This window comes from Flavobacterium tegetincola DSM 22377 (genome assembly GCF_000425485.1).
Lineage (GTDB): Bacteria > Bacteroidota > Bacteroidia > Flavobacteriales > Flavobacteriaceae > Flavobacterium > Flavobacterium tegetincola.
Map to the genome: position 1 here is coordinate 209,471 of NZ_AUDN01000008.1, position 15,235 is coordinate 224,705.

Sequence of the window (15,235 nt, forward strand, 5' to 3'; positions counted from 1 at the left end):
AAAATGTTTGTGTGTTGCAAATATAGAGAATTATTTTGCTTTAGGGAATCAAAGGTAAAATGATTGATCGATAAAGGAATTGAATATTTAAAGATCAAAAGACAAAATAATTTAAGGGTTTTCGCTTAAATTATTTTGTCTTTTGCTTGTCGTTTTGTGGAGGTATTATTACTTGTAAATTGATGTCGTTTATAGACTTTAATTCATAACTAGTCCTTAATCCACGAACACTTATTCCTTCCGCTTTTAGTACAGTACAATTAAAAGGTGGGGTTATTTCTGTAAAAATCAATTCTTCAAAACCTAAATTACCAGTTCTAGCAAAAATTGGAAAGTAATTAGGTCCAGATGTATCAATTGTCAACGTGTATCTACCCTTTTTTCCTTTACTATGAAGATAAAATTTAATTTCTGAACTGTCCTTTTTTCTTGTTGAATTCTCGTATTCACTGACGTATTTACTATAATTGCGTTGCAAATTATCTGTTTTAACGTATATTGGCCTCAACGAATCTGTTTTATCAAGATAAAAGAAGTGTCTTTTTGCCTCTTTCATATCAAATATACGTGCAATGAGGGTGTCATTATAACTGTAAATCTGCATCGAATAAGAATAATCTTTTGAATTGAATAAATTAGTACTTTCAAAGACCGGTGAATCCCTATATTTCAATGTACTTTTTGCTACTTTATCGAAAACGAATTCTTGTCCAAAACTGATACTTGTAATAAAAAGCAATAGTATACTATACCGAAATGATTTCATGATGCTCTTATGTTTTTAGTGTACAATATAATTTTTTACTGTTAAGCGGCTTCTAATCACCATTAAATTGCACACTAAAATAGTAAATAATTACCTACTTACCCCACTTTTACTATTATAATATTCCAATGATCGAATAGATTCATTATAGGAAGATATTAAATGTGTTCCAATTATTTTATAAAATCAAAATACATATTCTACTAACACGCCGAGGTTGTTAGGTTCAAGTTCATAAAGGAGAACATTATAAATATATCTTAAAAAAAGCGCCACATCACGTTATAAATCGTAGTTATAAGAAATTATCAGTTAATTTTACAAATCCTACTAACATTGAAGCACATGCATTTATACAATTGGTTATCAAAAATTCCATTTTTAAGTAAAAGTTATTCTAACAAGTTTTTATTTGTAGCGTTTCTAGGGATTCACATTCCTTTAATTGGATTGATATTTACGATTGTTTTCTCGCAGCAACAGTTTTCAAATTGGACCATTATTATCTTCACTTTATTATTGACTCTTGTAGCTTCGTTAACCACATTGATTGTCATACACAAACTGATTAAACCTATAGTTCTCGCTTCGAAAAGTTTAGTTAATTATAGACAAAATCGTACGGTTCCCAAGTTGCCAATGAATTATTCAGACGAATCAGGCATTCTCATGTCCAATATTCAAAGCACAATAAATGAAAACGAACTCTACCTCAAGCAAAAGCAGGATTTAATTTACTTACTTACACACGATATCAAAAATTTTGCTTCACAACCTTTAGTCATTGCAGATTTCATTTTAGAGGACACAGCAACTTCGCAAAGAAACAGAGATTATGCCCAATTAATAAAAGAATCTTCCAGACAACAACTGACATTTCTAGACGGATTTACTAAACTTTTAAATGAAGAAAATCAAATTGCCACTGCAGAAATAACTAAAGAAACAGTTTCAATAACCGCTTTGACAAATGCCATTCAAGATGAATTATCAGTAAAGTTGTCCGAAAAAAACATAACTCTGATTGTACATTCAGAGATTAAGCAAGTGGTTATTTACAGTAAAGAACTTCTTTTAACTCGAATTATTTCCAATTTGGTTTCCAATGCAATAAAGTTTTCCAAGCGCAATGGTGAGATAAAATTAAGCGTTGCACAATCCGATGGTTACTTAACTATTCAGGTAGAAGATCAGGGAATAGGTTTTGACATTTCAAAAAAACAGCACTTATTTGATCGATTTACATCTATGGGAAGAATGGGTACTAATAATGAAATTTCCACAGGAATCGGACTGTATCTATCCAAAGAGATGGCAAAAAAATTGAACGATACCATTGAAGCCTTTAGTGAAGGAAACGATAAAGGCGCTATTTTTACATTGTCACTTAAGCTAGCGTAGCGTTGACTTTTACAAGACGCTGCTTGAAACACACCATAAAATTATCACGATTTATTTTTAGCTAGACATTTAAAATCCATTTGAATTTGAACTTAGATCTTTCGTTAATCGTGTATCAGAATTTAAGTAGAGCTTGTAAAGTTAGACTTAGTTTACATTTACTTTTTAAACAAATTAGCCGTAAATTACACCACTTGAATGATCTTGTTTAGCACCAGTAACACTTCTCAACACATTAATTTCTCCACGTAATTTCAAAACGCCCAAAAGGGCAAAAATCAGTGCTTCCTTATATTCTAAAATCTTTTTATTAGGAATAATAATTTCCATTTCTGGCAAATGTTTTTGAATTTCTTCAACAAGAAAATCATTATAAGCGCCACCACCCGTTATTAGTAATCTCGCTTTATTCTTCAAAAGTGCGTTTCCAATTTGAAAGGCTACATGAACTGTAAATGTGTGCATTTTATCTGCTCTTGAAATTCCACATTTTTCAATTAATGGCAAAACGGTTTCCGTGACAAATTCAAATCCCAACGATTTAGGATACGATTTTGAATAAAAAGGCAAAGCATTTAGCGCATCGAATAGCGATTGATTCAATTTTCCTGCTTTGGCAATTAAACCTTTATCGTCATAATCCAATTCCAATTGATTGGCATAAAAATTCAAAACGGTATTGACTGGAGAAATATCAAAGGCGATTCGCGAATTATCATCAGCGAAAGAGACATTTGAAAATCCACCTAGATTTAAGCAATAATCATAATTTGAAAAAAGAATTTGATCGCCAATCGGAACTAAAGGAGCGCCTTGACCGCCAAGCTGAACGTCTTGTACACGGAAATCGCACACTACTTTCTGATGGATCCGTTTTGCAATTTCTGGAAGATTCCCAATTTGCAACGTGAAGCCGTTTTGTGGCTGGTGCAAAATCGTATGACCATGAGAACAAACAGCATCGAGATGTTCAATTGAATTTACATCAATGAACCTATTTATTATTTCGGCTAATAAAACGGTGTAATCAATATTCAATTGAATCAACTCCGAATCCGAATAGTGTACGGCATTTTTAAGTTTGTTGAACCAATCCATCGAATAACCAACCGTTTCTGCCTCAACAATTTTGAAGTCCCAAACGCCGTCTTCTATTGTAAAATGGATATGTGCCAAATCCACTCCATCTAATGAAGTACCCGACATGACACCGATAACGTTATAGAATTGCTTTAACATTGGCTAAAATTATGCAATTCCATTGAAAGTCTGACAATAAAAATTTATATTTGCGGACAATTTTTTAACAGAATCGAACATTTATTTTCAATACTATGGATTTCAATCTAACAGAAGAACATTTAATGATTCAACAAGCTGCACGAGATTTCGCACAAGCGGAACTACTTCCTGGAGTTATTGAACGCGACGAACACGCTAAATTTCCTGCCGAACAAATTAAAATGATGGCAGAATTGGGTTTTATGGGAATGATGGTAGACCCAAAGTACGGCGGATCTGGATTAGATAGCGTGGCGTATGTTTTAGCAATGACCGAAATCTCTAAGGTAGATGCGTCTGCTGCAGTGGTAATGTCGGTAAACAACTCATTAGTTTGTGCTGGAATTGAAAAATATTGTAACGAGGAGCAAAAACAAAAATACTTAATTCCACTTGCTACAGGAGAAGTAATTGGCGCATTTTGTTTATCTGAACCAGAAGCGGGTTCTGATGCTACGTCGCAAAAAACAACTGCAATTGATATGGGCGACCATTATCTGATGAATGGAACGAAAAACTGGATTACTAATGGTAATACGGCTTCAACTTACATTGTAATTGCACAAACTGATATTGAAAAAGGTCACAAAGGAATCAATGCTTTCATCGTAGAACGTGGTTGGGCTGGATTTGAAGTAGGAGTTAAAGAAAAGAAAATGGGAATCCGCGGAAGCGATACGCATTCTTTAATGTTTACTGACGTAAAAATTCCTAAAGAAAATAGAATTGGCGAAGACGGATTTGGTTTCAACTTTGCAATGGCTGTCTTGAATGGTGGACGAATTGGAATTGCTTCTCAAGCATTAGGAATTGCCACTGGCGCTTACGAGTTGGCTTTGCAATATTCACAAGAACGTAAGGCATTTGGAAAAGAAATTTTCAAACATCAAGCAATTGCTTTTAAATTAGCGGATATGGCAACTCAGATTATGGCTGCTAAAATGTTATGTTTAAAAGCGGCTTCTGAAAAAGATCAGGGAAAAGACATTTCACAATCGGGTGCAATGGCAAAATTATTTGCTTCTCAAACCGCAATGGACACCACAATTGAAGCAGTTCAAATTCACGGTGGAAACGGTTACGTAGCCGAATACCACGTGGAGCGAATGATGCGTGATGCAAAAATTACACAGATTTATGAAGGAACTTCTGAAATTCAACGCATTGTTATTTCACGAACTTTAGTGAATTAATTCGCAATAAAGTTATTATAAAAAGAAAGCCCGAAATTGAACATTTCGGGCTTTCTTTTGCTTTATAATTTCTTTTATCTTTTAAGACTGAAGTGACCTCGGTATACTTTGCCATCCTCGCGGATTACAACAAACCAATAATCGGTTGAAAATAATGTTTGCCCATTGTACGTTCCGTCCCATCCTGCTTCACCTCCTTTTAATCGAATGATAAATTTTCCAAAACGATCAAAGATATCAACATTCAAATTGGGTTCGTAGGCAGAAAAACGAATGTGCCAAGTATCATTGTAACCGTCTCCGTTAGGCGTGAAATATTTGGGATAATTCAGTAGTACAAAATCTTCCTTTACCGTTCCACATCCATTTATATCCTTAACATAAACGGTATAAAAGCCGGGTAGTAAATCTGTAAAAGTATTAGAAGTTTGGAAATTTACATTGTCCAACGAGTACACATAAGTTCCTGATCCTGTTACATTAATGGTAGCAGAATTTTTATTGGACGACCAATCGGAAGTTTCAACACTTTGGATGGTTGCAGGTCCTGAACTGGTTACAATGTAATTAACTGAAGCATCACAACTGAATTCATCATATACATTTTTAACGGTAACGGTGTATGTTCCCGGTTGATTAACAACAATGGACTGTGTAGTCTCACCCGTAGACCATTCATAAGCATCAAACCCATTTTCTGCTGTTAACTTTTTAGTAAAATTCTCACAAATAAAGGCGGGAGCGGGTGTCATTACTGCAGGTTTCATTCCGACCACTACTTTAAACGATGTTACGGCATAGCATAATTTTATACTTTTATGTTCTACACGAGCAAAGATCGTTTGTGGATTACTAACATTTGTATAACCAGCCGGTAGCGGGTTTATATCTGCATTTGCGTCAGCTTCTGTAAAATGATAAGTAACTTGATAATTTGCAGGTTCTTGATTTCCTAAAATTTCAGGTGTTTGTTCTGTTAAATTAAAAGTTCCAAACTGCGAACCATCATCTTTACATTCTAGTAAATTTTTAGGTTTTGAAGCGCGAGCTAAGGGAAGTAGTGTTCCCATTTCAACTGAAATGTTTTTTATATTTCCACAATCGTCGGTTGCTAAAATGTTATAAATACCTTGTGGTAAATTGGTAAACACGTTGTTAGTACCATTATCCTGCGTATAAGGAGCTGTAATCTGATACGTAATGGGCTCAACTCCTATCACATTAAGTACCAGGTCATTTGCACCTGTACCACCAATACAATTCAAATTGTAAGCGCCTGAGATAAAAAGCTCTGGAGAGATCATAAACTCAGCATATAAATCCGAACATTTACCATTGGGATTTCCGTTATTAAACGTTTCAAAAACTTTAATAACACGAAACTGCCCCGTCAAAAAGACATTAAATAATGTTGCTTCATTAATCAGTTCTTTAGCTGTGGCTGAAGTGGGTATCGAACCTTCAATAAATGCCACACCTGTATAAGGATGCTCCCATACATTGGTGGTAGGATTTAGCTTTTGCAGCCAGAATGTCTTTGCCGTAAGCGCGATATCCGTATCGTTAAGTACTAAATCAAATGCACCACACTTTCTTATTACTGTTAGTCCGTCAGATGTACTGCTATAACCAAAAATTTCAACCGTAATCTGAGAACTATAGCCACATAAGTCGACTGTGTCAAATGTATAAGTTCCTGGCGGTAAATTACTCATGTAGAAGTTACCGTCAGCATTGATATTATTGCTTAAAATTGTAGGAAGTGGTTCCAAATAATTAGACGGTGCTGCAATAATAGACACCGTAACCAACTTTCCATTTGTAGTAGAAAGTTTTACTGAGCCAAAAATAGGGACGCAAGTCGGTCGCGTTTCAGCTACTAATTCCCCAAAAACAAATTCAGGAATATTTACTGATACTTCAATTTCATTATCACAATTATCAACAATATTAAATGTATAATCACCAACAGGTAAATTTGTACCATTATAAACACCTGCAGCATTTACCATAGAAAAAACATCTTGTGGCAAAGTGCCTTGATAAGCGGATGGAGCCTCTGTTAAAGATATAGATACTATTGTCCCGTCATTTGGTAATTTAATGGTGATTTTTCCTAATGGCGAGTCACAACCATTGTTTGCTGCAGTTACATTAGGCACAATTGGTTTAATCAAAAATGCAAAATTCAAGGTAACTTCTCTATCACAACCATCGGTAGCTACAACCTTATAAGCGCCAAACGGAACCGTATTATCCTCATCGCCAAAAACAGTACCAGCATCCGTAAATGGACCTGGATAAGCAGGATTAAACAATGTTGGGTCAAAAGAGGTAGGATCTATAAAATCAAGTGTGTATGGAGGAAAGTAATTCTTAATGGTTAATGTAAAATATGGCTTTCCACAAGGATCTTGAAATTTAGCAACCGTAAGCTTAGGATTAGGATTAATATCAAATACTTCAATTACACTATTATTGCAATTATCGTTAATTTCAATTTTTACTGGAAATATCTGACTGCCAAACAAGTTAATCGCTTGTGTCAATTGTAAATTATTTGCAGGACCAGAAGCGATATTTTGGGTGTAAGTTTGATCTATTCCTCCGCTAGGAGAATACACCGTGTAAGTTACAAGTAAGGGGTATAAAATTGAACTGGCTGCTGTAGTAATTGTGTTAGTAATATCCACAGTGGTACATGAAGTATAAACTTCAGGCAAGACCGGAGCTCCTATTGTTAAACTGTTGGCTCCTAAAACTAAAGTATATGCTTTAGAAAGCGCATCGCCACAATTATCAAAAACCCGTATAAGGTATTCTCCAGAAGGTAAATTACCAAACTCGTTTGAAGATTGCAATGGCCTTATTACTGGACCAGAAAGTATTTCATACGTTACCGCATTTCCTGTTAAAACGGTTACTATAATTTTTGCAGTAATATCGCAATCCACAGCGCCCGTATCTGATAATTCAAAATCCAATGTTTCAATTAAATTTGTAATAACCACATTTTGTGTAGCAGTGTTTGACATTCCGCCCAATGCTTGAGTCGCAACCACACGGTAATTTCCTGCCGGCAAACTGCTAAAAGTAGCACCTGTAGTTTCTGCAATTGAAGTTGTAAAATCTGGTGCTAAATATAACCGATAAACTATGGTAGCAGCGGCAGTAGTGTTTGAAACAGAGATTTGGAGCTTTCCATTGTTCGTGCAGGTTTCATCACTAACCACTACATTCAGGTCGAAATCTGCCAACTGACTGTGTGACAACGTTGCAAAAGTGCAGAATAAGAAAGTAAGAAGAATTCGTAAATGAGACATCTGATTAGTAGTAAAATGGTTTGGGACTTGACTAATTTAATGATTTTATGTTATAATTATGATAAAATGGAGTTTTTATTTTTTTCTTCAATCCATTTTGACATAAATTTTGTGCTGTTCATAGAATGATGCGACAATAAAGCACCATAAAAATTTTTTCGCCGGTGGGAAGCCAAATTATTCAACATGCTGTGCAACTTTTCATGAAATAAAGCTACGAAATGGCCTTTTTTGAATCTTTCATTTAAAATGCAATACCCTTGTTTTTGACTTTCCAACCATAACTTTTCATATTGATGTAATGAAATTGATTTTAGAGCAAATTCTATGGCATCATCGGCAATAAAACCGTTCCAAGGCAAATTTCCGTTAATAGATTCTGCACCTATAGAAGTGGTAACACTTGGGGTTCCAAATTGCATGGATTCTAATAATTTTCCCTTTATTCCTGCACCAAAACGAAGTGGAGCAATGAGCACCTTGGCTTTCGAAATTACCTCTAGGGCAGAATCCGCACGACCTTCGACGTAAAAACCTTCCTTCTTATTAGTAAAGTCAAATACTTTCTGAGATGGATAAGCGCCATAGATGCGAATAATAGCTGTAGGAAGCTGCTTTCGTATCAATGGCCAGATTGTCTTTTTTAGATAAACTACAGCATCCCAATTTGGCTCGTGCCAAAAATTCCCAATAAAAACAAAATCGGATCGCTCTTGAAAACTGAGATTTGAATCTTCCATCTTCAGATCGACTTGATCAAAGAGAATGGGAAGATACAGAAGCACATTTTGATCAATTTTAAAATATTTTTTGAGGACTTCCATTTCATATTCTGCAATGATTAGCGTTAAATCGCATCGCAAAATACTTGCAATTTCTCGCTTGGTCCATTCTTCCTCATATAAGTTTTCTATTTCAAAAGAGACGCCTTTTTTAAAATTAGCAGCCCGTGTATAACGCAAGCAATGCAAATCTTCACTATCCAAAACTTTTAATGCTTCAGGGCAATTTTCAGTAATACGCCAACCGAATTGCTCTTCAGTCACAAATCGATCAAACAGCACAATGCTAGGATTGCATATTTTGACAAAATCGTCAAAGCTTTCTGCATTCAACTTTATAGTTACTTTTTCAATTCCAATTGTAGACAAATCAAAATTCAGCGCATTTTCTGCTGCTGTGGAAGCAAAAGTAACTTGGTATCCCCAACTTTGAAAAAGCGCAATTAATTGCAGCATGCGTTTCCCTGCTGCAGAAGATGCAGGTTCAGGCCATACGAGACCGATAATTAATACTACATTGTTAGTCATTTGATTTCATTTTATAATTAAAACCAACTCTTGCACTGTACAAGATTGATTATAATATAACGTTTGATTGGCAGATAGACTAAAAAAGGAATTGTGAATTGGGCAAAGAAAAGTAGAATTGAAACTTTTAAAATAAGTTCAATCGTGGCGTGGAGCAGAAATGGTACAATAAAAAAAAAGTCTCAAACTAGGTTTGAGACTTTAAGAGCGAAAGACGAGGCTCGAACTCGCGACAACCAGCTTGGAAGGCTGGAGCTCTACCAACTGAGCTACTTTCGCTTATCAACGGTGCAAATATAAGTAATAAAATTACTTTAATGCAAACTTTTTATTGAAAAAAAAGAGAAATTTTTTTCGTAATCTTGCTTCGTACACGCTAATTAATTTATAACTAAAAAGTTAACCCCAGAAAAAAAATGTCAATTATAAAAAAAATTTCCGCAGAAACCACTTTCATTGTTAGAAATCCTGTCCTTCGACCAAATTTACCAGTGGAAACCTGTCGCTTTGTAGGTGATAATTTGCCTTCAACCGTACATTTCGGTTTTTATACAGACGAAAATCTTATAGGTGTAGTCTCAATTTTTGAAAAAAGCAATACAATTTGGCATCAAACCAAGCAAATTCAAATTCGTGGAATGGCAGTTTTAGCTGAATTCCAAAAAAAAGGCATTGGCGAACAACTGATTTATGCGGTAATTGAATGGGCTATTTCATCCAATATTGCACTTATATGGTTTAATGCAAGAAAAAATGCGGTTCCGTTCTATGAAAAATTAGGTTTTCACAGCATCGGAACCGCATTTGAAATTGAAGGAGTCGGAACACATTATATAATGTACCGGATTCTTTAATTCTTTATGACACTTTTTTAAGCTCTTCATCCGTCTTTAAAGATGGATGATAAATGTATAGACACGACTTATCCTTAATGGTATTAATAATTTCTTTAGTCATGTTCATAGGAATTGCTGGACAACCTAAGCTACGACCTAAGCGTGAATTATTATGAATGAATGTTTCAGCAACATAATCAGCACCATGCATGACTACAGCACGAGCACGAGCATTATCATTCACTCCACGCTCTAATCCGTCCAATCGCAATGAAAGTCCGTGTTTTCCTTGATATACTTCGCCAGTGGCGTAAAAACCTAAGCTACTTTTATATGATTCAGCTGCGTTTGAAAAAGAATTAGCAAACTCGTTTCCTGTGTTTCTGCCATGCGCCACTAAAGAATTAAAAAGGATTGTTTTATTATTTAAATCAATAATCCACAAGCGTTTTGTATTTGAAGACAAACTAAAATCTATTAGCGTTAAAATATTTTTCTTAATAGCGCCTTTACTTTGCAAAGCATAATATCCTTTTAAGGCATTGGTAAAACTTTCTAACTTTGGTAACGAAAGATTGTTAGAATCTAAAGAATTATATAAAGTTACTGCTTTGGCTTCTGCCGTTAAATTGGATGTGGTTTCTGTAGCAACTACGGAAAGGCTACTTGCTGCAATAGCTGCTGCTTTATTGTTAGAACTGAAACTCGAAAAGAACAAAAAGAAGATCGGAAGGATTCTATAAATCATTGATAGTGTTTTTAATACATTAGTAATGAACGAGACAAAAATATAAAAATTGTAGAGAAATTGCAGTTAATATTAAACTTTAACTAAAAACAGATTTTTACAACAATTAGGGTCGTTTTAGTGAATTATAGTTGATTAATAAATTCTGCAATTCACATGCCTATAAGGCTTTGAAAAAATAAACTAGAATCTAATTGCAAAGAAATAGCAATTGACTAATTTTGTAGATATAATACAATCATTATGCCAATTCGGTTTTTTATTATAAGTTTTCTACTTTTATTTATTTCATATTCAGTTCATTCGCAGAAAAAAGTTTTAAAAACACAATCCATCACCGAACCTATTTTAATAGATGGAAAATTTGATGAATATGTATGGAAAACTGTTGATACCGCTACAAATTTTGTAATGTTAGAACCCGACAATGGTGTTCAAATACCTGTAGAAAAAGAAGGTTATGTACGGGTTATGTATGATAACGAAGCGCTTTATATAAGTGCGATCCTCACAGACAATACGCCCGATAAAATCTTAAAAGAAATTACCGAAAGGGATAATTTTGGAACGGCTGATCATTTCGGCGTTTTCATAAATGGCTATAACGACGGTCAGCAAGATTTTAGATTCTTAGTGAGTGCCGCTGGAGTTCAGATGGATTGCATTGCAACCGAAGATAATGAGGATTATTCCTGGGATGCTATTTGGAGTAGTGCAGTTCATATAACCCCTGAAGGTTGGCAAGTAGAAATGCGCATTCCTTACGCTGCACTTCGGTTTCCAAAAGAAGACATTCAGACCTGGGGAATTAATTTTTACAGAGAAATCCGAAGAGACCGCCAAAAATTTACGTGGAATCCAATTAATTTAAAAGTGGGTGCATTATTGCCACAGACGGGGCAATTGGAAGGAATTGAAAACATCAAACCTCCTACTCGACTCTTTTTTATACCCTATTCTTCCTATTATTATGAAAGCAATAATATGGACACGAGCCACAAATTTAAAGCTGGAATGGACATTAAGTACGGCATTAATGATTCGTTTACATTAGATGCGATTCTAGTTCCCGATTTTGGACAAACCGTGTACGACAATGTTGAATTAAATTTAGGACCATTTGAACAGCAATTCAATGAAAATCGACCTTTTTTCACCGAAGGAACTGATTTATTTACTAAAGGAGATTTATTGTATTCGAGGAGAATTGGCGGTAGGCCGTCCACTTTTGCCACTTCGCCCGATGAAATTAGTACGGTTGAAAATCCTACTTCGGTTAATTTAATTAATGCCGTTAAAGTATCTGGTAGAACCAAAAGCGGACTCGGAATTGGAATTTTAAATGCTGTAACCGAGCAAACTTTTGCAAAAGTATACAATAGAGTTACAAAGATTTCAACAGAAATTGAAGTAGAACCTCTTACCAACTACAATGTTTTGGTGATTGATCAACGTTTCAACCAAAATTCATCAATTACTTTTGTCAACACAAATGTTACGAGAAACGGAAATTTCAGGGATGCCAACGTAACTGCCTTGGTCTACGATTTAAACACAAAAAATAACCGCTACAATCTTTCCGGTAATTTAAAATACAGTTACATCAACAGCTACGGATTTGCGGAAAATAAAACCGGAATTAACTCAACTGTAGGCGTTGGAAAAAAAGGAGGTAATTGGCGGTACAGTGCCGGTTTAAATTATGTTTCCAAAGAATATGACCCAAATGATCTCGGTATTAATTTTATCACAGATTACCACGGAGGCTACACCAATGTATCGTACCGAATTTTAAATCCAACAGCTCTATTCAATACCTTCAGTGTAAATTATGAAAATTATATAGAAATACAAAACACGTCTGGGCGACTTCAGGAAGCTCAATTTAATATCGAAGTTAGTGGGAACACAACTAAAAACGACTATTTTTCAATTGGCATTGCGGTAAACCCACTCAAAGTTGCTGATTTTTATGAAGCACGTACAAACGACCGATTTGTATTGCTACCGCAAAACGTGGAAGCATCACTTTATCTATCTACCAATTACAATCGAAAATTTGCTTTAGACGTCACGCCAAGCGTCAGCAAATATAACGAAGAAAACCGCGTACGGTATGGAATCTACATTAGTCCTAGATACCGTTTCAACGATCGATTGTTAATGATTTACGAGTTAGACCTCTTCCGTCAAAACAGTGATAAAGGTTTTGCCGCATTTGATGATTCAGACAATATTATATTTTCAAATCGCGACCGCCAAACGGTTACGAATGAAATTACTGCTAAATACGCCATTAATCCAAAAATGACACTCAACTTAGCCACACGTTATTATTGGTCCATATCAGAAAATAAAAACTACCTGACACTGGATAAAGATGGTTCATTGCTAAACAATACAGATTTTAATAGAAATACAAATATTAATTACAACGCGCTGAATTTTGACTTTACCTATTCTTGGTGGTTTGCTCCTGGAAGCCAAATTTCAGTTTTGTACCGCAATAACGGAAGCACGTACCAGAATTTGATTGACAGAAATATTTTTTCCAATTTTAATAATAGTATTGACAGCGATCTCAACACCATTTTTTCGGTAAGTATTCGTTATTTCATCGATTACAATGCCGTTAAAAAAGTTTTTTCAGCTCTATAATGTTCAAAAGTATAGATTTATTACAATAAATTTATATACGCTTGCTTCTGAAATATTTACCTTTGTTTAAAACACAACAACCATGAATAAGAAAGTAATTCTAATGATTTTAGACGGTTGGGGAAAATCTCCTGACCCAAAAGTTTCAGCTATAGACAATGCCAATACCCCATTTATAGATCGATTATATAAAAATTATCCTTCTGCGCAACTTCGAACAGACGGTTTAAATGTTGGTTTGCCTGAAGGCCAAATGGGAAACTCAGAAGTGGGACATATGAATTTAGGTGCGGGAAGAATCATCTACCAAGATTTAGCTAAAATAAATTTGGCGGTTCAGAACAATACTTTGAAAGATGAAAAAACACTTGTGGACGCTTTTACGTTTGCAAAAAAAAATAATAAAAAAGTACACTTCCTGGGTTTGGTTTCTGATGGTGGAGTGCATTCTCACATCAATCATTTAAAAGGCTTAGTTGAAACTGCCGAAGATTTTGGTTTGGAAAAAGTATTTGTGCATGCTTTTACAGACGGTCGTGACGTGGATCCAAAATCTGGAATAGGTTTTATTGCTGATTTAGAAACTATTTTAAGCACTAAAAAGGCAAAATTAGCTTCTGTTATTGGTCGCTATTATGCAATGGATAGAGACAGACGTTGGGAACGCGTGAAACTTGCCTACGATTTATTGGTAAATGGATTAGGAATACATTCCAGAAATGCTGTCCAAAGCATTCAAAACAGCTATGATAAGGACGTGACGGACGAATTTATTCAACCAATAGTAATGACGGATGATGCAAATAATCCGATTGCAACAATTGAAGAAGGCGATGTAGTGCTGTTTTTCAATTTCCGAACAGACCGCGGGCGCCAATTGACAGAGGTATTGACTCAATGCGATATGCACGAATTCAACATGCATAAATTGAATGATTTATATTACGTCACGATGACCAATTACGATGATTCTTATAAAGGAATGCACGTTATTTATGACAAAGACAACATCACCGAAACTCTAGGAGAAGTACTTGAAAAGCACGGAAAGAAACAAATTCGTATTGCAGAAACCGAGAAATATCCACACGTAACCTTTTTCTTTTCAGGAGGTCGAGAAGCTGAATTTGTAGGCGAAAGTCGTATTTTATGTCCTTCCCCAAAAGTAGCAACATACGATTTACAACCCGAAATGAGTGCTTTTGATTTGACCAATGCCTTAGTTCCTGAACTTGAAAAAGAAGAAGTTGACTTTGTGTGTTTAAATTTTGCAAATGGCGATATGGTGGGTCACACAGGAGTTATGGCAGCTGCGATTAAAGCGTGTGAAGCAGTTGATCAATGTGTTGAAAAAGTAATTACAACTGCATTGGCACATAATTATACTACAATCGTCATTGCTGATCATGGAAATTGCGAGACAATGATAAATCCCGATGGTTCTCCGAATACCGCTCATACAACGAATCCAGTACCCATTATTTTGGTTGATAAAGAGTTAAAATTCATCAATAATGGCGTTTTAAGTGATATTGCTCCAACTATTTTGGAATTAATTGGTATTGAAAAACCGGAAGCAATGACGAGACATTCGCTTTTACATTAAATAATTACAGTCACGAATTGCACCAATTTTCGGTAATAAAATTTTAATAGAGCTTCTGTTGCAAAGATTTTCTATTTCAAAGTTGGTAGATGATAACGAAGGCGAATGAAATA

Annotated in this window: 10 protein-coding genes and 1 tRNA gene; 5 read left to right on the plus strand and 6 right to left on the minus strand. The window is 35.1% G+C overall.

Annotated elements, in window-relative coordinates:
• Nucleotides 1-130: 130 nt before the first annotated feature.
• Nucleotides 131-766: a hypothetical protein gene (locus H602_RS0102495; RefSeq protein WP_026976601.1), complete on the minus strand. Its 636-nt coding sequence runs from the start codon at nt 764-766 to the stop codon at nt 131-133.
• A gap of 345 nt (nt 767-1,111) precedes the next feature.
• Here H602_RS0102495 and H602_RS0102500 point away from each other — a divergent pair, with 345 nt between their 5' ends.
• Nucleotides 1,112-2,167, plus strand: coding sequence for a sensor histidine kinase (locus H602_RS0102500; protein WP_026976602.1), 1,056 nt, complete (start codon nt 1,112-1,114; stop codon nt 2,165-2,167).
• Nucleotides 2,168-2,341: 174 nt separating this feature from the next.
• Here H602_RS0102500 and H602_RS0102505 read toward each other — a convergent pair whose 3' ends face one another.
• Complete coding sequence (locus tag H602_RS0102505; RefSeq protein WP_026976603.1) at nt 2,342-3,406, minus strand: anhydro-N-acetylmuramic acid kinase; 1,065 nt, start codon at nt 3,404-3,406, stop codon at nt 2,342-2,344.
• A gap of 95 nt (nt 3,407-3,501) precedes the next feature.
• Here H602_RS0102505 and H602_RS0102510 point away from each other — a divergent pair, with 95 nt between their 5' ends.
• On the plus strand, nt 3,502-4,641 hold the full coding sequence (locus tag H602_RS0102510; RefSeq protein WP_026976604.1) for an acyl-CoA dehydrogenase family protein: 1,140 nt from the start codon (nt 3,502-3,504) through the stop codon (nt 4,639-4,641).
• Nucleotides 4,642-4,715: 74 nt separating this feature from the next.
• Here the strand turns inward: H602_RS0102510 and H602_RS19240 are convergent, their stop codons facing one another.
• The 3 genes from H602_RS19240 to H602_RS0102525 form a co-directional block, all read right to left on the minus strand.
• Nucleotides 4,716-7,964 (minus strand): T9SS type B sorting domain-containing protein, encoded by a 3,249-nt coding sequence (locus tag H602_RS19240; RefSeq protein ID WP_084404193.1) that lies wholly within the window; start codon nt 7,962-7,964, stop codon nt 4,716-4,718.
• Nucleotides 7,965-8,020: 56 nt separating this feature from the next.
• A complete protein-coding gene (locus H602_RS0102520) occupies nt 8,021-9,274 on the minus strand; it encodes a glycosyltransferase (RefSeq protein ID WP_026976606.1) in 1,254 nt (417 codons plus the stop codon).
• 206 nt (nt 9,275-9,480) lie between these two features.
• Nucleotides 9,481-9,553: transfer RNA gene (locus H602_RS0102525), tRNA-Gly, on the minus strand.
• A 137-nt stretch (nt 9,554-9,690) separates the two neighbouring features.
• Here H602_RS0102525 and H602_RS0102530 point away from each other — a divergent pair.
• Nucleotides 9,691-10,128 (plus strand): GNAT family N-acetyltransferase, encoded by a 438-nt coding sequence (locus tag H602_RS0102530; RefSeq protein WP_035758747.1) that lies wholly within the window; start codon nt 9,691-9,693, stop codon nt 10,126-10,128.
• 4 nt (nt 10,129-10,132) lie between these two features.
• On the opposite strand, the gene H602_RS0102535 is transcribed toward H602_RS0102530, so the two are convergent.
• Nucleotides 10,133-10,858 carry a murein L,D-transpeptidase catalytic domain family protein gene (locus H602_RS0102535; RefSeq protein WP_026976608.1) on the minus strand — a complete coding sequence of 242 codons (726 nt, stop codon included), beginning with the start codon at nt 10,856-10,858 and terminating at the stop codon, nt 10,133-10,135.
• Between the two features lie 243 nt (nt 10,859-11,101).
• Here H602_RS0102535 and H602_RS0102540 point away from each other — a divergent pair, with 243 nt between their 5' ends.
• Together H602_RS0102540 and gpmI are read left to right on the plus strand one after the other, a co-directional pair.
• On the plus strand, nt 11,102-13,516 hold the full coding sequence (locus tag H602_RS0102540; RefSeq protein ID WP_026976609.1) for a DUF5916 domain-containing protein: 2,415 nt from the start codon (nt 11,102-11,104) through the stop codon (nt 13,514-13,516).
• A gap of 82 nt (nt 13,517-13,598) precedes the next feature.
• A complete protein-coding gene (gpmI, locus tag H602_RS0102545) occupies nt 13,599-15,122 on the plus strand; it encodes a 2,3-bisphosphoglycerate-independent phosphoglycerate mutase (protein ID WP_026976610.1) in 1,524 nt (507 codons plus the stop codon).
• The last annotated feature ends 113 nt before the right edge of the window (nt 15,123-15,235 follow it).

Excerpts from the sequence above, each read along its gene's own strand:
- H602_RS0102510 (WP_026976604.1), top strand. The coding sequence starts at position 3,502 with ATGGATTTCAATCTAACAGAAGAACATTTAATGATTCAACAAGCTGCA.
- H602_RS0102495 (WP_026976601.1), bottom strand. The coding sequence starts at position 766 with ATGAAATCATTTCGGTATAGTATACTATTGCTTTTTATTACAAGTATC.
- H602_RS0102535 (WP_026976608.1), bottom strand. The coding sequence starts at position 10,858 with ATGATTTATAGAATCCTTCCGATCTTCTTTTTGTTCTTTTCGAGTTTC.
- H602_RS0102505 (WP_026976603.1), bottom strand. The coding sequence starts at position 3,406 with ATGTTAAAGCAATTCTATAACGTTATCGGTGTCATGTCGGGTACTTCA.
- H602_RS0102540 (WP_026976609.1), top strand. The coding sequence starts at position 11,102 with ATGCCAATTCGGTTTTTTATTATAAGTTTTCTACTTTTATTTATTTCA.
- H602_RS19240 (WP_084404193.1), bottom strand. The coding sequence starts at position 7,964 with ATGTCTCATTTACGAATTCTTCTTACTTTCTTATTCTGCACTTTTGCA.
- H602_RS0102530 (WP_035758747.1), top strand. The coding sequence starts at position 9,691 with ATGTCAATTATAAAAAAAATTTCCGCAGAAACCACTTTCATTGTTAGA.
- H602_RS0102500 (WP_026976602.1), top strand. The coding sequence starts at position 1,112 with ATGCATTTATACAATTGGTTATCAAAAATTCCATTTTTAAGTAAAAGT.
- gpmI (WP_026976610.1), top strand. The coding sequence starts at position 13,599 with ATGAATAAGAAAGTAATTCTAATGATTTTAGACGGTTGGGGAAAATCT.
- H602_RS0102520 (WP_026976606.1), bottom strand. The coding sequence starts at position 9,274 with ATGACTAACAATGTAGTATTAATTATCGGTCTCGTATGGCCTGAACCT.